This is a genomic window from Aeromonas sp. EU05-FHT14A05, from assembly GCF_058791175.1.
On the sequence record NZ_JBYTDH010000006.1, the window covers coordinates 205,124 to 221,971 of the forward strand.

The window sequence follows — 16,848 nt, forward strand, 5'->3', positions numbered from 1 at the left end:
ATTCGAATCAAACCACAGGGAAGAGTGACATGAAGCAGATACACAAGGCAGGTATGGTGATAGTGCTGTCGCTGGCGGCAGCCAATGTCTGGGCAGAGGGTACCCTGGATGCCGTGAAGAAGAAGGGGTTCGTGCAGTGCGGGGTCGGTGATGGCCTGCCCGGGTTCTCTAACCCGGACGCCAAGGGCACCTGGACAGGGCTCGACGTGGACGTGTGCCGTGCGGTCGCCGCGGCCGTGCTCGGGGATGCTAGCAAGGTCAAGTATGTCTCCCTCACCGCCAAGGAGCGTTTCACCGCCCTGCAATCCGGTGAAGTGGATCTGCTGTCGCGCAATACCACCTGGACTTTGACCCGGGACGGCTCGCTGGGCCTCACCTTTGCCGGGGTGAACTACTACGATGGTCAGGGCTTCCTGGTCAACAAGTCCCTCGGGGTCAAGAGCGCTAAGGAGCTGGACGGAGCCGCCGTCTGCATCCAGTCCGGCACTACCACAGAGCTCAACCTGGCGGATTACTTCCGCGCCAACGGCGGCATGAAATATACCCCTGTGGTGTTCGACACCTCGGATCAGACCGTCAAGGGCTTCGAGGCGGGGCGTTGTGACGTGCTGACCTCGGATCAATCCCAGCTCTACTCCCTCAAGATCAAGCTGACCAAGCCGGAAGATGCCCTGGTGCTGCCCGAGGTCATCTCCAAGGAGCCGCTGGGCCCGGCGGTGCGCCAGGGTGACGAGCAGTGGTTCAAGGTGGTGCGCTGGAGTCTCTACGCCATGCTCAACGCCGAAGAGGCCGGTGTGACCAGCGCCAACGTGGACGAGATGCTCAAATCCACCAACCCGGATATCCGTCGCCTGCTGGGGCTGGAAGAGCCCAAGGGCAATGTGCTGGGGCTGGATGACAAGTGGGCCTACAACATCGTCAAGCAGGTCGGCAACTACGGCGAGTCCTTCGATCGCAACGTCGGCGCCGGCTCTCCCCTCAAGATCGACCGCGGCATCAACGCGCTCTGGAACAAGGGTGGCCTGATGTATGCCCCGCCCATCCGCTAACTAGACAGCTGTCGGGGGGCCTGGCCCCCCATTTCCCCTTGCCCTGGCTTTGTCGGAGTCATCCTCATGGCGATACAAGCATCAAACCATAGGAAAGAACAGGGCCGCTGGTGGTATGACGCTAAGGTGCGGGCGCAGATCTTCCAGTGCCTGGCCATTGCGGCCGTTCTCGCGTTTCTGTTCTACATCATCAACAATGCCCTGACCAATCTGGCGACCCGTGGCATCACCACAGGTTTCGATTTTCTGGGCAACACCGCCGGGTTCGGCATCCTGCAGAGCCTGATCCCCTACGACGAGACCTATAGCTTCGGTCGCACCTTCGTGGTCGGCCTGCTCAATACCCTGCTGGTCTCGGTGCTCGGCATCCTGTTTGCCACCCTGCTCGGCTTCGTGCTCGGGATAGCGCGTCTGTCCCGCAACTGGCTGGTAGCCAAGATAGCCACCGTCTACATAGAGACGTTTCGCAACATTCCGCTGCTGCTGCAGATCTTCTTCTGGTACTTCTCGGTGCTGCGTACCCTGCCGTCTCCCCGTGAGAGCGTGGAGCTCGGAGGGCTCGCCTTCTTGAACGTGCGGGGCTTCTATCTGCCCAAACCCTTGTTTGAAGAGGGATTTGGCTATGTGCTTTGGGCCCTGCTGGTCGCTGTCGTCCTGAGCTGGGGGCTGAGTCGCTGGGCAAGGCGCCGTCAGGCGCTGACCGGCAGGATCTTCCCGTTCTGGCGCTGTGCGGCCGCTCTGGTGATCCTGCTCCCCGCCATCGCCTTCCTGCTGGCAGGCAGCCCGCTCTCCTGGAGCGTGCCCATACTGCAGGGCTTCAACTTCCGGGGGGGCTTGACGGTGTTGCCGGAACTCGCGGCGCTGCTGCTGGCGCTCACCATCTATACGGCGGCCTTCATCGCCGAGATAGTGCGATCCGGCATACTGGCCATCAGCAAGGGGCAGACCGAGGCCGCTTCCGCCCTCGGGCTCTCGTCCACCAAGACGCTGCGGCTGGTGGTCATTCCCCAGGCGATGCGGGTCATCATTCCCCCGCTGACCAGCCAGTACCTGAACCTCACCAAGAACTCCTCGCTGGCCACCGCCATCGGTTATCCGGACCTCGTCTCTGTGTTCATGGGCACCACCCTCAACCAGACCGGGCAGGCCATCGAGGTGATCGCCATGACCATGGGGGTCTATCTCATCATCAGTATCACCACCTCAGTCCTGATGAACATCTACAACCGCAGGATGACGCTGGTCGAGCGCTAGGGAGCTGTCATGTTTGTGAACGAGTTGCAGGAGGCGCTGCCGCCTCCCAATCATCGCCGGGGGCTGGTCGCCTGGATCAGGCAGAACCTTTTCCCCAACTGGTGGAACGGCCTGCTGACCCTGGTGCTGGCCTACCTGCTGCTGCCACTGCTCTGGTCGGCGCTGGACTGGGCTATCTTCTCCGCCAACTGGCAGGGGAGCAGCCGTGCCGACTGCGCCCAGGGCGGGGCCTGCTGGGTCTTTATCGAGAGCCGTCTGGGGCAATACCTCTACGGCTTTTACCCGGTCGATCAGTATTGGCGCATCAATCTGGCCTTCGCCGGTCTGGCCGTGCTGCTGGCGCTGCTGATCTGGCCGCGCACCCCGCGCAAGGGCTGGCTGGCGCTCTTTACCCTGCTGGTGTTCCCTGTCATCGCCTTCGTGCTGATCCACGGCGGGGCCGGTCTCGAGGTGGTGGAAACCAACCGTTGGGGCGGCCTGATGCTGACCCTGGTGCTGGCGGTGGTGGGCATAGTGGTTGCCCTGCCGTTCGGCATCCTGCTGGCATTGGGACGCCGCTCCCACATGCCGGTCATCTCCAGCCTCTCCACCGTCTATATCGAGTTCTGGCGGGCAGTGCCGCTCATCACGGTGCTCTTCATGGCCTCCGTCATGCTGCCGCTGTTCATGAGTACCGAGGTGGAGCTCGACAAGCTGCTGAGGGCGCTCATCGGCATCATTCTGTTCCAGGCGGCCTATGTGGCCGAGGTGGTGAGGGGCGGGCTGCAGGCGATCCCCAAGGGACAGTACGAGGCGGGTGAAGCCCTGGGGCTCTCCTACTGGAAGGTGATGGGACTGGTCATCATGCCCCAGGCCCTCAAGATCACCATTCCCTCCCTGGTGAACACCTTTATCTCCCTGTTCAAGGACACCAGCCTGGTGCTGATCATAGGGCTGTTCGATCTGCTGGCCATCTCCAAGGTGGCGCTGGCGGATCCGGCCTGGCTGGGATTCTCCACCGAGGCCTATGTGTTCATCGCCATGATCTTCTGGATGTTCTGTTTTGGCATGTCCCGCTACTCCATCTATCTGGAGCGCAAACTCAACACCGGTCACAAGCATTAGGAGTAGTTTCGAGATGAAAACGGACGCTGTGGTAGAACTCAAGGATGTCAACAAGTGGTACGGTGAGTTTCATGTGCTGCGCAACATCAATCTGCAGGTGGGCAGGGGGGAGAAGATCGTCATCTGCGGGCCGTCTGGCTCGGGCAAGTCCACCATGATCCGCTGCATCAACCGGCTGGAGGAGCATCAGAGCGGTGACATCCTGGTCAAGGGCACGGCCCTGACGTCGGATCTCAAGAACATAGAGACAGTACGCCGGGAGGTGGGCATGGTGTTCCAGCACTTCAACCTCTTCCCCCATCTGACGGTGCTGGAGAACTGCTGCCTGGCCCCCATCTGGGTCAAGCAGTTGCCACGCAAGGAGGCCGAGGAGATCGCCATGACCTTCCTGCGCCGGGTCAGGATCCCGGAGCAGGCCCTCAAGTACCCGGGCCAGCTCTCCGGCGGTCAGCAGCAACGGGTCGCCATCGCTCGCAGCCTCTGCATGAATCCCCAGGTGATGCTGTTTGACGAGCCGACCTCGGCGCTGGATCCCGAGATGGTGCGGGAGGTGCTGGATGTCATGGTGGAGCTGGCCCACGAGGGGATGACCATGCTCTGCGTCACCCACGAGATGGGCTTTGCCAAGCAGGTGGCGGATCGGGTGATCTTCATGGACCGCGGCCAGATCATCGAGGAGAACGTGCCGGATCAGTTCTTCGACCACCCCCAGTCGGAGCGGACCAAGCTGTTTCTCTCCCAGATCCTGCAGCACTGAGGCGGGTCAGGCGGGGCCAACCCCATTGAAAATAGCCCGCCGGCTCGGTGAGCGGCGGGCAAAGACATGCATGAAAGCAGACTACAAACGGAAAGGAGTATGTCAGCCCGGCAACAGGGTACTGGTGCGCAGATCGCGCACGGCCAGATTGATCTGCCGGGCCAGGCTCAATGCCTGACGGCAGTCCAGCGTCTTCACATCGATGACTCCCCCCTGAAACTCGAATCGTCCCAGTGCCTCTACCATGAAGCTGCCGTGATGGAAGCTTTTGATATAGCGGGCAATTCGACGAGGAGACAACTGCTTGAACACCTTCATGGCAAGAGACCCTGTTGTTTGGACAGGGCACACTATGCCGTCTCACCATGACACTGATGTGACACTTGATGAAGGTTTGTATGAATCCTTGTTATGGCGTGCCATCCCCCTGCTCCCGGCATTGAAAAAGTAGTGCAGCCCCCGGCCCCGGCCCCGATATACTGCGGCCATCGCAGGATGGACAAGGTGCCGCACGTGGAGTGGGTGGACGTAGTAGACGAGCAGGACAGGGTGATCGGGGTGGCCGAGCGCACCCGGGTGCGTCAGGAGAATTTGCGCCATCGCGCCAGCTATATCCTGGTGCTCGATGAGGCCGGGCGCGTGCTGGTGCAGCGGCGCACTCCGAGCAAGGATTTTTGCCCCGGCATGCTGGACGCCTGCGCCGGTGGCGTGGTGACCACTGGGGAGGCGATGGAGCCCTCCGCCCGGCGCGAGCTGGCCGAAGAGCTGGGGATCCACGACGTGCCCCTGCACGACTTTGGCACCTTCTACGCCGAAGGGGAGGCGAGCGGGGGAGGCTATCGGGTCTGGGGCGGTCTGTTCAGCTGTCACTATCAGGGGCCGCTGCAACTGCAGGCCGAAGAGGTGAGCGAGGTGCACTGGATGAGCCTGGCCGAGATAGCTGAGCGGGCCGATGAATTCACGCCGGATTCATTGTTGGCCATCGCCACCTGGCAGGCGCGACGTTCGCAAGCGGGCCAGGGTTAGCGGCCGCAAACGCTTGTTGCGCGTTCTCTTTACTGCGCCCGGATGAACCCGTTCACCTGTGGGTGGATTGGGGTAGACTGGGCCTCTTTGAACCACAGAAGGATGAGTCATCATGATCACGGTCGGTCAATCCCTGCCCGCAGGAGAATTTACCTTCATCAGCGCCGAGGGCAAGCAGGTGAAGGATACCCAGGCCCTGTTTGCGGGCAAGAAGGTGGTGTTGTTCGCGGTGCCGGGGGCCTTCACCCCCACCTGCTCCAACGCCCACTTGCCCGGCTATGTGGTGCTGGCGGATCAGTTCAAGGCCAAGGGCGTCGATGCCCTCTATTGTCTGTCGGTCAACGATGCCTTCGTGATGAGGGCGTGGCAGGCGGCCCAGAATGCCGACGCCATCACCATGCTGGCGGATGGGGACGGCAGCTGGACCCGGGCCCTCGGCCTTGCCAAGGAGACCGGCGCCTTCGGCGGCCTGCGTGCTCAGCGCTTTGCCCTGATCGCCAATGACGGCGTGGTCGAGCAACTGTTTGTGGAGGCTCCCGGCAAGTTCGAGGTGTCGGATGCACAGAGCCTGCTGGCCGCCTTGTGAATTGTTAATCGTCGTTTGATTTCAGCTTGAAATAGCAAGGCGGCTCGATACACTGAGGCCGCGTTTGGATGGAGCCAGGCTAGCCGCCTGGCTCTCGTGTTTGCAGTCGACGAGATGGAAGAATATGACCCTGGCTTTTGTTGCCCTGATTGCCGGACTGGCGTTGCTGGTCTGGAGTGCGGATAAATTTGTGGACGGCGCCGCCGCCACCGCCCGTTATGCCGGCATGCCGCCGCTGCTGATCGGCATGGTGATCATCGGTTTTGGTACCTCGGCTCCCGAGATGGTGGTCTCGGCCCTGGCATCCATGCAGGGTAACCCGGGCCTGGCGCTCGGCAACGCCTATGGTTCCAACATCACCAACATCGCCCTCATTCTCGGGCTGACAGCCCTCATCAGCCCCATCGCCGTCTCCTCCCAGGTGGTGCGCAAGGAGATCCCCATACTGCTCGGCATCACCCTGCTGACCGGTGCCTTGCTCATCGATGGTCACCTGGGGCGTGGCGACGCCCTCATTCTGGGTGGCGTCTTCATCGCGTTGCTGGGGTGGTCCATCTGGACCGGGATCAAGGGCAAGGGAGACGCCCTGGACGAAGACGTGAACGTGGAGCTCGACAGCGAAGCCATGCCGCTCAAGAAGGCCATCTTCTGGTTGATCGTCGGCCTGGTACTCCTGGTGGGTGCTTCCCGCCTGCTGGTGTGGGGCGCGGTGACCATAGCCCAGGCATTTGGCATCAGCGACCTGATCATCGGTCTGACCATAGTGGCGGTGGGCACCTCGCTGCCGGAGCTCGCCTCCTCCCTGATGGCCATCAAGAAGAAGGAGCACGATCTGGCCCTCGGCAACGTGCTTGGATCCAACCTGTTCAACACCCTGGCCGTGGTGGGCATCGCCGCCGGCATAGCGCCTCTGGACGTGGACCCTGCGGTGCTCTCCCGCGACTGGAGCCTGATGATGGGGCTGACCCTGCTGCTGCTGGTGATGTGCCTGGGCCGCAAGGGACAGGGCCGCATCAACAGGGTGGAAGGGGGCATCTTGCTCTGCATCTTCGTCGCCTATACCGGTTGGCTGTTGACCAGCCAGTTCTGATAGGGCATGACAGGACAAACAAGAAGGGGAGCCAATGGCTCCCCTTCTCTATGTTGACTGCGTGGTCAAACCGATCAGGCCACTGCCACCAGCTTTTGCTTCTGGGCGCTGTCCAGGATGAGGATGCTCGCCTTGGGGAAGAAGTTGAAGGTGGAGGCCGACGCCCAGGTGTAGGCACCCATCACCCGGCCTATGACCAGCTCGCCGATGGCGAGATCCGGCAGCATGATGCCGTCGCGAATGACGTCCACGCTGTCGCAGGTGGGGCCGGAGAGCACGGCATTGTGCAGCTGGCCCTGGGCGTAGGGGGTGCTCACCGGGTAGGTGACGTGGTCATAGAGCTGACCGTTGTAGCTGCCGTAGAGGCCGTCATCCAGGTAGTACCAGATCTTGTCGCCGCGGTGGGCCTTGCCCATCACGCTGGCGACCGAGGTCATGGCCGGTGCGCTGATGAAACGGCCCGGCTCGGCAATCTTCTGTACCGTGGCGGGCAGCTTGGCCAGCGCCTCGCGGATCGGGGCGCAGAAGCCGTCGATGTCGAACTCGCCGCCCTCATAGTCGACCGGGAAACCGCCGCCGATGTCCAGCACCCAGGGCTTGAGGCCAAGATCCCAGGCCTGCTCCATGATCTCGCGGCAGGCGTCGATGGCCTGGACGTGGCGACGGGGGTGGGGCACCTGGGAGCCGACGTGGAACGACAGCCCCATCACCTTGATCCCCTTGGCCTGGGCCAGTTGCAGCAGCGGCAGCGCCTGCTCCGGGGTGCAGCCGAACTTCTTGGAGAGATCGACCTTGGTCTCGGGATTCGGGAAGCTGACGCGCAGCAGCAGTTTGACCTCGTCCTTGTAGGGCAGGAACTTCTCCAGCTCCAGCGGGTTGTCATAGACGAACACGGTACAGCCGAATTCCAGCGCATAACGGATGTCGCTGTCGCGCTTGATGGGATGGGTGTGAATGCAGCGTCCCGGGCGAACCCCTTGGCTGCGCACCAGATCCACTTCGCCATTGGTGGCCAGATCGAAACAGGCCCCCTCTTCCTTCAAGACAGAGACCACAGCCTCATGGGGCAGGGGCTTGAGTGCATAATGCAAGCGCACATCGGGCAGGGCGGCGGCCAGGGCCCGATACTGTTTGCGGACGGCTGCCTTGTCGAGCAGCAGCAGGGGGGAGCCAAATTGTTCAACCAGCTGACGATAATCTTGTGCGACCAGGGTCTCGTTCATTCTCTTTTGATCATCCTTAGGGGGCGTGATATGCCCAAGCCATATGCGATTGAACCGGCGACGGCCGGCTCAGGCGAGTGGTCCGGAGGGACCGACCAGGCACAATGCATAACTCCCTTGCAAAGTGCTTAGTTATGCGCGGGATTATCGACTTATTGAGTTTGTGTGCAAGCATTTTGATTGGATATGTTGGCAAGTATTTCTGGTCGAGACGAAACATCATCTTGATATGGGGCACTCTGCCCCTGCCGGTGCGCAGCATTGGCAGAGAAGACTTCATAAGCTATTGATAGTTAATGAGCATTTAACATGGCTCCGCTCATGGCCTGGACAGAAAAAAGCGGCGCCGAGGCTGGCCGAGTGGGAGACAGCTCACATTTTTTGGATTAACATGCCCGCTTCCTAATCCAAACTAGTTCGGATGAAGGTAGCAGGAGAGCGATGGGGGACCATCCACCGAAGAAGTGAATCTTTCAGGTACCGGGCAACCGGTGTGGACTGCTACTGGACGATACTCTGGAGAGACCCGTTAGATCGGGCGCCGAAGGAGCAAGGCACCATGACGACCCGCAAGGGCTGGCTGGCGCCGGAAACTCTCAGGCAAAAGGACAGAGGGGATGGGATGGTTGTACCTGAGCTTAGAACTGTTCACGATCTGTCACGAGAGGTCGTCAGCAAGGTAAAGAGCAGCGCAGGAACCGGAGTGTATGTGAATACATGAGGCTTCCGAGCAGCGCATGAGCCTTGATCACGGCCTCGCAGTAAGAGTGTGAGCACGTTTTTGGCCCGCATCCGATCGCCTCTGGCCGATCGCGACACCTAATGGGAAGATCATCCTTCTCCTCCTTAATCGTTGTTTTTTAAGGAGGATGCATGTCATCAATTCAATCGGCGCTCGCCGCCATCGATAGCTTTGTCTGGGGTCCACCCCTGCTGATCCTGCTGGTCGGGACCGGTATCTATCTCACCTGGCGATTGGGTCTGCTTCAGGTCGTGCGCTTGCCGCTCGCCCTCAAGCTTGTCTTTGGCCGGGATCAGGGTCAGGGCAAGCAGGGGGATGTCTCCAGCTTCGCCGCCCTGTGCACCGCCCTCTCCGCCACCATAGGCACAGGCAACATCGTCGGTGTCGCCACCGCCATCAAGCTCGGCGGCCCCGGCGCCCTGTTCTGGATGTGGATGGCGGCCCTGTTCGGCATGGCCACCAAGTACGCCGAGTGCCTGCTGGCGGTCAAATACCGCGAGCAGGATGCCAACGGCCAGATGGCGGGCGGCCCCATGTACTATCTGGAGAAGGGGCTGGGCTCCAGGCCGCTGGCCAAGCTGTTCGCCCTGTTCGGCATAGGCGTCGCCTTCTTCGGCATCGGCACCTTCCCTCAGGTCAACGCCATCAGTGATGCCATGAGCCTCTCCTTCTCGGTACCCCGTGAAGTGACCGCGGTGGTGCTGACCCTGATAGTGGCCCTGGTGACCCTGGGGGGCATCCAGTCCATCTCCAGCGTGTCGAGCAAGGTGGTCCCCTTCATGGCCATCTTCTACATACTCGCCTGTCTCGGCGTGTTGGTGAACAACGCCGGCGCCCTGCCCGACGCCGTCATGCTGGTGATCGAGAGCGCCTTCACCGGCCATGCGGCCACCGGCGGCTTCGTCGGGGCCGGCATCATGCTGGCGATCCAGTCCGGGGTGGCACGGGGGGTCTTCTCCAACGAATCCGGGCTGGGCTCGGCCCCCATAGCCGCGGCGGCGGCCAAGACGGACTCCTGTGTGGAGCAGGGGCTGGTCTCCATGACCGGCACCTTCATCGACACCATCATCATCTGCACCATGACGGGCCTGACCCTGGTGGTGACAGGCGTGTGGAGCGGGGACTTGAGTGGCGCCGCCATGACCAGCCAGGCCTTTGCCCAGGGACTGGATACCCACATAGGCCAGTATCTGGTGAGCATCGGCCTCCTGTTCTTCGCCTTCACCACCATCCTCGGCTGGAACTACTACGGCGAGCGCTGCACCGAGTACCTGTTCGGGGTCAAGGCGATCAAGCCCTATCGCATCGTCTATCTGGTGCTGGTGGCGAGCGGCGCCTTCCTCCATCTGGACCTGATTTGGCTGCTGGCGGACATCGTCAACGGCCTGATGGCGGTACCCAACCTCATCGGCCTCATCGGCCTGCGTCACGTGGTGATCGCCGAGACCCGGGCCTACTTCAGTCGGGACCGGGACAGCGATACGGAGTCCGAGCCCGAGCCGCAGACCGCCTGAATCTGCGCCCGACCAATGCGGAAAAGCAAAGCCACGACCCGGGTTGTGGCTTTTTTATGAATGGCGCATGGAGGAGGCGCCCCCTCCGAGGGCTCAGGGTAAGGGCATCGGACTCTCTGTCAGCAGTCGCGCCAGCCGCCCTCGCACTCTCTCCACCAGCGCTTCCTCGCTCCCCTGCCAATGGATCTGCTGCGCCAGGGTAGTGGAGGTGCCGGGTGCAAAGCGCAGCTCCCCGCCCGCCAGCTCGTAGAAGCGGCTCGCCATCCGGGTGCCTTCGTCCACATCCCCCGCCACCAGTAACATGGCCTGGGCCAGCACGGCGCCCCCGTGATCCTGCCCCGGCGCCAGCCAGCGCTGGGCTGTGCCGGTGACCTTGCGGCCCCCGATCACCAGATTGTACTGGCCGTCGCAAAAGGATCCGGGCACGAAGTCATAGTTTCCCTCGAGACTGTATTCGCCCAGCAGGGCCAGCAGCGGCGCGCCTAGCAGATGGTAGTAGTGGCCAAGATCCGTGGTGGTACGGGGCAGCAAGATAGACATGTTGAGGATGCCGGCCCCGTGGGGCACGGCGGTGCCGCCGCTGTCCCGCACATGGACGGGCCAGCCTTCGCTGGCGAGCTGCTCGCAGGCCGCCTGATAGCGGGGCAGGCGCACGTCCTTGCGGGTGACGATAAGGCATTGGGGCGCCTGCCAGAGGTGGGCGCGGGGCTGGCCGTCATGGGCGCACTCCCGCAGCCAGCGCTGCTCCTCGGCCAGTATCTGATCCGGGGTGTGGCGGGCGGGCAGGGGGGAAAGCAGGGTATAGGGCATGTAGGGCATCCTGAACAGAGGCTGCCAGCACAGTACCCGGGGCGACAAACAAGGTAAAGCCCCGCACGGCGGGGCTTTACCTGTTCGCTCTGGAGCGCGTCAGGCCTGGGCGCCGCCGCGCTTGGGCAGCAGCAGGTTCATCACGATGGCGGTGAGGCCGCCGGTGGCGACGCCGTAGGAGAGCACGCTTCTGGCCAGCTCCGGCAGGTGCTGCAGCACCTCGGGCACCTGGGCGACACCCAGCCCCATGGCGAGCGACACCGCCAGTATCATCAGGGCGCGGCGGTCCAGCTCCTCGCGGGAGATGATGCGCACCCCGGCGGCGGCTATGGTGCCGAACATGACGATGGTGGCGCCCCCCAGCACGGGCTCGGGGATCTGCTGCACCAGGCTGGCCACCGCCGGGAACAGGCCGAGCAGGGCCAGCATGGCGGCGATGAAGAGGCCGACGTGGCGGCTGGCGACCCCGGTCAGCTGGATGACGCCGTTGTTCTGGGCGAAGGTGGACATGGGGAAGGTGGAGAAGACAGCCGCCAGCATGGAGTTGGCGCCATCGGCCAGCACGCCCCCCTTGATCCGCGCCATGTAGACGGGCCCGTCCAGCGGCTCGCCGGAGATGTCCGAGGTGGCTGTCATGTCGCCTATGGCTTCCAGCGCCGTCACCACGAAGATGATGGCGAGCGGCACGAACAGCTGCCAGTCAAAGCCGATGCCGTAGTGAAGCGGGATGGGCACCATCACCAGGGGGCCCTCGAAGGTGGGAGGGCTGACCTTGCCCAGCAGCAGGGCGACGGCGTAACCCGCCAGCATGGCGATCATGATGGCGGATAGGCGCAGCCAGGGGTTGCGGCTGCGCTGCAGCAACACGATGAGGCCGAGCACCAGCAGGGAGAGGAAGAGGTTGGTGTGGCTGGCGAAGCTGCCGTCCGAGAGCGCGGCATAGCCGCCACCCATGCTGATGAGGCCCACCTTGATCAGGGTCAGGCCGATGAGCAGCACCACTATGCCGGTCACCAGGGGGGTGATGATGCGCTTGACCAGATGCAGGAAGCGGCTCATCACCACTATGGTGAGGGCGGCCGCCAGCATGGTGCCGAACAGGGTGCCCAGCAGATCCTCGGTGGGCATGGCGGCCTGCTTGAGGGCCAGGCCGGAGGCGATGATGGGGCCGAGGAAGTTGAAGCTGGTGCCCTGCACCGAGAGCAGGCCCGAACCGAGGGGGCCGAAGCGGCGGGTCTGGATGAAGGAGGCGATGCCGGACATGACCAGGGACATGGAGACGATGTAGCGGGTGTCGGCGGCCGGGAGACCCAGGGCATTGGCGATGATGAGGGGCGGAGTGATGATGGCGACAAACATGGCGAGCATGTGCTGCAGGGCGGCGAACAGGGTCTGGGGCAGGGGCGGAACCTCGTCTATGCCGTAGATGAGCTCGCTGTGGGCTCGCCTGGGGGGGTGGGTCTCTGGAGTCGCGCGCACGGCGGCAGCCTGTTCCATAAATACCTCTGAGTGTGGGGAGGGGGAGAAAATTGGGCGCTATTCTAGTGGCTGAACCTGGGCTGACCAGCGCTAATTGGAGCAATAACCGGTTTATTTTTCGATGGGTTGAAACGTTTGCGCGCGGCGATTATGATCCGCCGGTTTGTGTGAGGCAGTTCTCGTTATAAATGGGGGACATGCTGATGCATCCAGGGAGGGACGGTGTAGAATGAGCCCTCAGTTGTAAAATGGAGACTCTGGATGCTGAAGCTGTCGGAGTTCTGGAGTGCCCGTGCCCACTCCGAAGATTTCACCCTGACCCGCATGGGCTTTATGACGGTGCGTCTGCGCCTGCTCACCTGCCTGCTGATGGTGGGCTTGCCTGCCTGGGCGCTGGTGGACTGGCTGACCCTGCCGGCCACCCAGTTTGACGAGCTGTTTCAGGTCAGGATCTTCTGCCTGCTGGCCCTCTCTCCCCTGATCCCCCTCTCCTATCTCATCCACTTCAAGCGCGAGCGCATGAAGCTGGCCCTGGGCTACCTGATGGCGGTGATGATGCTCTTCTCCCTCATCTGTCTGCACAGCTTCGGGACGGATCAGGAGCTGCAGGCGGGCTACATGGCCTTCCCCTATCTGCTCATCAGCCTGTTTGCCATCTTCCCCATACCGCTCTCCCTCAGCCTGCAACTGGCGGGAGGCATACTGATCACCATGCTGGCGGGCAACTGGCTCTTGGTGGGCCAGCCGCTCCTGAGCGTGCAGACCCTCAACCAGGTCTGGTTGCTGGGGCTCTTCACGGTGGCGAGTGCCTGGGTGCAGTGCGGCCAGCTCAACATGCTGCTGCAGCTCTATCGGGAGTCCACCACGGACGAGCTGACCGGCATGATGAACCGCCGCCTGCTGATGAAGCGGCTCGAGAAGGCCAGGGTCAGCATGATCCGCAAGCAGGCATCCTTTGCCGTGCTGCTGCTGGATCTGGACAGATTCAAGCGCATCAACGACACCTTCGGCCATCTGGCGGGGGATGCCGTGCTCAAGGAGGTGGCGGCGACCCTGGCGGAGCAGCTGGAGCCCGGCATGGTGCTCGGTCGCTACGGCGGCGAGGAGTTTGCCATACTGCTGCCCAACTGCGCCGATCTGGCCCAGGCGAAACGGATCGCCGAGCGACTGAGGGTGGCGGTGGAGGCGCGGCTGGTGAAGAGCCCGACGTCGGATGAACTGCTGGAGGTGACGGTGAGCATAGGCCTGACCCTGTCCCTGCGCGGGGAGAGCGTCGAGGAGCTGCTCAACCGGGCGGACGAGTGCCTCTACATGGCCAAGATGGCGGGGCGAAACTGCGTGGTGGGCGAGCTGGCGAAGACGCCGTGCAAGCCCGGGTCCGCAAAGACGGATGCCGCCTGAGGGCGGCATCTTGTCAGGGGGCGCTATCAGTTCAGCCGGTACTTGCCTGACAACTGCTGGGCCAGCAGCTTGAACATGTTGAACACCGCCATTGTCTTGCCGGTCGGGGTGCCATCCTCGGCCAGGAAGAACTCCCCCTTGAACACCAGGATCTCCCCCTTCTGCTCCACCGCATCGGCACGCATGCCGTGGATGAAGTCTTCGTGGCTCTTGATGATGCCGTTGGCCATCTCCAGCAGGGCAGTCTCGGTGATCAGCTCTTTTTGTGGTTGCATGTGCGTCTCCTTAAACGACTACTGGCAGGGCGTGGTGTGCCCCGCCGCTGATTGAAGAGGCGGTTAGCATACTGCAAGGGGGGATTTTCTGTCATTGATATGACCCCGCTTTTTTGCCCGGCTGCGGGCTGCCGTCACCCCATCACCAGATTCTTGAGCCAGTGACGCTGGCGGATCCTGCGCTGCACCAGCAGCACCTTGCACAGCTCCTCCAGCAGCACCACGGCCACCACCCAGGAGAGGGGCCAGCCCAGCAGACTGACCGCGACCCAGGCCAGCGGCAGGCCTATGCACCACATGGCGACTATGTCGATGAAGATGCTGTAGTTCACGTCCCCCCCCGAGCGCAGCACCCCGACTATGCCCACCATGTTGAACACCTTGAGCAACATGCCGAGGCACATGATGGCAAGCACCTGGCCCGCTTCCCCCATCAGCTCCCCCGGCAGGTTGCCGACCCACTGCAGCAGGTTGGTCTGCAACAGCCAGACGGCTATCCCCACCAGCAGGGCGCCTATGGGGGCGAGCAGCAGGAACAGCTGGGAGTGCTGCCAGGCCGCCTCGTACTCCTCGGCCCCGAGCCGGTGACCGAGCAGGGTGGAGCAGGCCACCGCCAGCCCGAAGAAGAGGGAGATAAGGATGCTCTCCAAGGTACCCAGGGTGGTCATTATGGCCAGGGAGTCGGTGCCCAGATGAGCGTAGAGGAAGCCGTAGAGCAGCATGCCGAAGGCCCAGAGCCCATCATGGAACAGGAGCGGCAGGGCGATCAGGGTGAAGCGCACCACCTCCTTGCGCCGAAAGGCGTCCCACCAGTCCTGTCGGCGCGGCACCAGGCGCGGCTCCTGGCGCCACACATAGGCAAGCAGCAGCGCCGTCTGCAGCAGTCGTGAAATCGTGGTGCCCCAGGCCGAGCCCGCGACCCCCATGGCCTCGAAGCCGAAGTTGCCGAAGATGAGGGCGTAGTTGAGGATGACGTTGGCGATGATGGCAATGATGCCGATCCGGGTCGGCGCCGCCGCGTTGCCCACCGAGCGCAGGGCCGCCTCCAGGGGCACCACCACGGCGGTGCAGAGGATGGTGGCACCTGTGATCATCAGGAACTCGTCGGCCAGCAGGCGCAGCGCGGGATCCTGGCTGGCAAAGCCGAGCACGCTGCCCGGCGAGAGCACATAGACGAGGGCAAACGGCAGGCTCACCAGCAGGGCGCCCACCAGGGCCAGGGCCAGGGAGCGGCGCACCCCGGCCAGCTCGCCCCGGCCATAGTATTGCGCCGCCAACACCGAGACCCCGCCAGAGAGCCCCGCTATCACCAGCAGGTTGAAGAAGAAGACCCGGTTACCCAAGCCGACCGCCGCCACAGCCGTGGTGCCAAGCTGGCTCACCATCATGATGTCGATGAGACCGAGCAGGGAGAACATCATGGATTGCAGCGACACCGGCAGGGCCAGCCGCCACAGTCGGGTCATGAACTCACGATCGGTGGTTTGTTTTAAAATCGCTTGCCAATAATTCATTTATGTTAACCGGGTATGTGAAAAGCAAGGTTTGTCATGGGTATGATAGGGGTAGTAGCGGGAGGAGCCACTGTGAGCACCTCTCGGCTTTCTTGTTCAAAACTATCATGTTGAGGCGTTATGGCATTTGTCAGCGAGTGTCTTGAGATAGCTCCCGGCTGCGAGGAGCGGATGCTGGGGCGTGAAGGCTTGCCCCTGCTGGGGGAGGCCGGCATCTTCCTGACCGGCCTCTCCCGCTTGCGGGATCACTACCTCATTCGCCGCAACAGACCCGAGTTCCACATCCTGATGGTGAGCCACGACGAGGGCGGGGCCCTGCTGACTGATCAGGGGGAGCAGCCCATCCCCGCGGGCTCGCTCATCTTCCTGCCGGCGGCCGTACCGGGGGGGCTCAGGCTCATTGGCGAGGGCTGGCAGACAAGCTGGATCCTGCTGGATGACGTGCCGCGCTGGCAGCACCTGCACCGGCTCGGCCACCGGATCTGGCAGGGGGAGGAGGGGGCGCAGCTCTACCATCTGCTCAGCCTGATGCAGGGGGAGGGGGTGCGATCGCCCTTGCAGCCCCAGCTGCTCAGCCTGTTGCTGGCCCTGCTGGACAGGACCCTGCAGGGGGAGGTGCGCGGCACCCCCGAGCTCAGGCTGCAGGCGCTGTTTCGCCGGGTGGAGGCGCGCCTCGATGAACCCTGGAGCGTGGCGTTGCTGGCCGACCAGATGGCCTGCTCTGTGCCCCATCTGCATCGGCTCTGCCAGCAGGTGTTCGGCATGGGGCCCATGGCCTGGCTGACTCAGCTTCGGATGAACAAGGCGCGCCAGCTGCTGCTCTATACCAACTGGCCGCTGGCTGAGCTGGCCAGCCGGGTCGGTTACAGCGACGGCGCCAACTTTGCGAACCGTTTTCGCCGCCTCACTGGTCAGACCCCCGGCGCCTTTCGTCGCCTGGGTCGCAAACCTGTTGTCACTGAGGTGCAAACCCTTTGAAATTGTTGGCCCAAGCCCATAGGATCGGCGGGCCACACAGTCAAGG

16 protein-coding genes and 1 riboswitch are annotated in these 16,848 nt (G+C 62.9%); of the genes, 10 read left to right on the forward strand and 6 right to left on the reverse strand.

What is annotated here, in order from left to right; all coding sequences use genetic code 11:
* Nucleotides 1-29 precede the first annotated feature (29 nt).
* The 4 genes from AC3WR3_RS11335 to AC3WR3_RS11350 all read left to right on the forward strand — a co-directional run bounded on the left by AC3WR3_RS11335 (nt 30) and on the right by AC3WR3_RS11350 (nt 4,164).
* Nucleotides 30-1,049 carry an amino acid ABC transporter substrate-binding protein gene (locus AC3WR3_RS11335; RefSeq protein ID WP_492291889.1) on the forward strand — a complete coding sequence of 340 codons (1,020 nt, stop codon included), beginning with the start codon at nt 30-32 and terminating at the stop codon, nt 1,047-1,049.
* Nucleotides 1,050-1,115: 66 nt separating this feature from the next.
* Nucleotides 1,116-2,303, forward strand: coding sequence for an amino acid ABC transporter permease (locus tag AC3WR3_RS11340; RefSeq protein WP_492291890.1), 1,188 nt, complete (start codon nt 1,116-1,118; stop codon nt 2,301-2,303).
* A gap of 9 nt (nt 2,304-2,312) precedes the next feature.
* On the forward strand, nt 2,313-3,407 hold the full coding sequence (locus tag AC3WR3_RS11345; RefSeq protein ID WP_319913198.1) for an amino acid ABC transporter permease: 1,095 nt from the start codon (nt 2,313-2,315) through the stop codon (nt 3,405-3,407).
* Between the two features lie 13 nt (nt 3,408-3,420).
* Nucleotides 3,421-4,164, forward strand: a complete 744-nt coding sequence (locus AC3WR3_RS11350; protein ID WP_005328952.1) for an amino acid ABC transporter ATP-binding protein — start codon at nt 3,421-3,423, stop codon at nt 4,162-4,164.
* Between the two features lie 102 nt (nt 4,165-4,266).
* On the opposite strand, the gene AC3WR3_RS11355 is transcribed toward AC3WR3_RS11350, so the two are convergent.
* A complete protein-coding gene (locus AC3WR3_RS11355) occupies nt 4,267-4,482 on the reverse strand; it encodes a DUF1107 family protein (RefSeq protein ID WP_139438188.1) in 216 nt (71 codons plus the stop codon).
* A gap of 177 nt (nt 4,483-4,659) precedes the next feature.
* On the opposite strand from AC3WR3_RS11355, the gene yfcD reads away from it, so the two are divergent.
* From yfcD to AC3WR3_RS11370, 3 genes are all read left to right on the forward strand, one after another.
* Complete coding sequence (gene yfcD / locus AC3WR3_RS11360) at nt 4,660-5,190, forward strand: NUDIX hydrolase YfcD (RefSeq protein ID WP_319917206.1); 531 nt, start codon at nt 4,660-4,662, stop codon at nt 5,188-5,190.
* 112 nt (nt 5,191-5,302) lie between these two features.
* Nucleotides 5,303-5,776, forward strand: a complete 474-nt coding sequence (locus AC3WR3_RS11365) for a peroxiredoxin (protein WP_404836937.1) — start codon at nt 5,303-5,305, stop codon at nt 5,774-5,776.
* A 124-nt stretch (nt 5,777-5,900) separates the two neighbouring features.
* Nucleotides 5,901-6,866: a calcium/sodium antiporter gene (locus AC3WR3_RS11370; RefSeq protein ID WP_265436863.1), complete on the forward strand. Its 966-nt coding sequence runs from the start codon at nt 5,901-5,903 to the stop codon at nt 6,864-6,866.
* A 74-nt stretch (nt 6,867-6,940) separates the two neighbouring features.
* On the opposite strand, the gene AC3WR3_RS11375 is transcribed toward AC3WR3_RS11370, so the two are convergent.
* Nucleotides 6,941-8,089 carry a type III PLP-dependent enzyme gene (locus AC3WR3_RS11375; protein ID WP_492291891.1) on the reverse strand — a complete coding sequence of 383 codons (1,149 nt, stop codon included), beginning with the start codon at nt 8,087-8,089 and terminating at the stop codon, nt 6,941-6,943.
* 506 nt (nt 8,090-8,595) lie between these two features.
* A riboswitch (glycine riboswitch) is annotated at nt 8,596-8,711 on the forward strand.
* Between the two features lie 251 nt (nt 8,712-8,962).
* On the opposite strand from AC3WR3_RS11375, the gene AC3WR3_RS11380 reads away from it, so the two are divergent.
* A complete protein-coding gene (locus AC3WR3_RS11380) occupies nt 8,963-10,345 on the forward strand; it encodes an alanine/glycine:cation symporter family protein (RefSeq protein ID WP_492291892.1) in 1,383 nt (460 codons plus the stop codon).
* A gap of 93 nt (nt 10,346-10,438) precedes the next feature.
* Here AC3WR3_RS11380 and AC3WR3_RS11385 read toward each other — a convergent pair whose 3' ends face one another.
* Nucleotides 10,439-11,155 carry a lipoyl protein ligase domain-containing protein gene (locus AC3WR3_RS11385; RefSeq protein WP_492291893.1) on the reverse strand — a complete coding sequence of 239 codons (717 nt, stop codon included), beginning with the start codon at nt 11,153-11,155 and terminating at the stop codon, nt 10,439-10,441.
* Nucleotides 11,156-11,254: 99 nt separating this feature from the next.
* The gene (locus AC3WR3_RS11390; protein ID WP_139438201.1) at nt 11,255-12,652 is read right to left on the reverse strand and encodes a nucleobase:cation symporter-2 family protein; all 1,398 of its coding nucleotides are present in this window, start codon (nt 12,650-12,652) and stop codon (nt 11,255-11,257) included.
* 243 nt (nt 12,653-12,895) lie between these two features.
* Between AC3WR3_RS11390 and AC3WR3_RS11395 the strand changes: the two genes are divergently transcribed.
* Complete coding sequence (locus tag AC3WR3_RS11395) at nt 12,896-14,035, forward strand: GGDEF domain-containing protein (RefSeq protein ID WP_492291894.1); 1,140 nt, start codon at nt 12,896-12,898, stop codon at nt 14,033-14,035.
* A gap of 26 nt (nt 14,036-14,061) precedes the next feature.
* Here AC3WR3_RS11395 and AC3WR3_RS11400 read toward each other — a convergent pair whose 3' ends face one another.
* Nucleotides 14,062-14,310, reverse strand: a complete 249-nt coding sequence (locus tag AC3WR3_RS11400) for a DUF2498 family protein (protein WP_139438204.1) — start codon at nt 14,308-14,310, stop codon at nt 14,062-14,064.
* A gap of 134 nt (nt 14,311-14,444) precedes the next feature.
* Nucleotides 14,445-15,824, reverse strand: a complete 1,380-nt coding sequence (locus AC3WR3_RS11405) for an MATE family efflux transporter (RefSeq protein ID WP_492291895.1) — start codon at nt 15,822-15,824, stop codon at nt 14,445-14,447.
* A 120-nt stretch (nt 15,825-15,944) separates the two neighbouring features.
* Here AC3WR3_RS11405 and AC3WR3_RS11410 point away from each other — a divergent pair, with 120 nt between their 5' ends.
* Nucleotides 15,945-16,802, forward strand: a complete 858-nt coding sequence (locus tag AC3WR3_RS11410) for a helix-turn-helix transcriptional regulator (protein ID WP_429158628.1) — start codon at nt 15,945-15,947, stop codon at nt 16,800-16,802.
* Nucleotides 16,803-16,848: the final 46 nt, after the last annotated feature.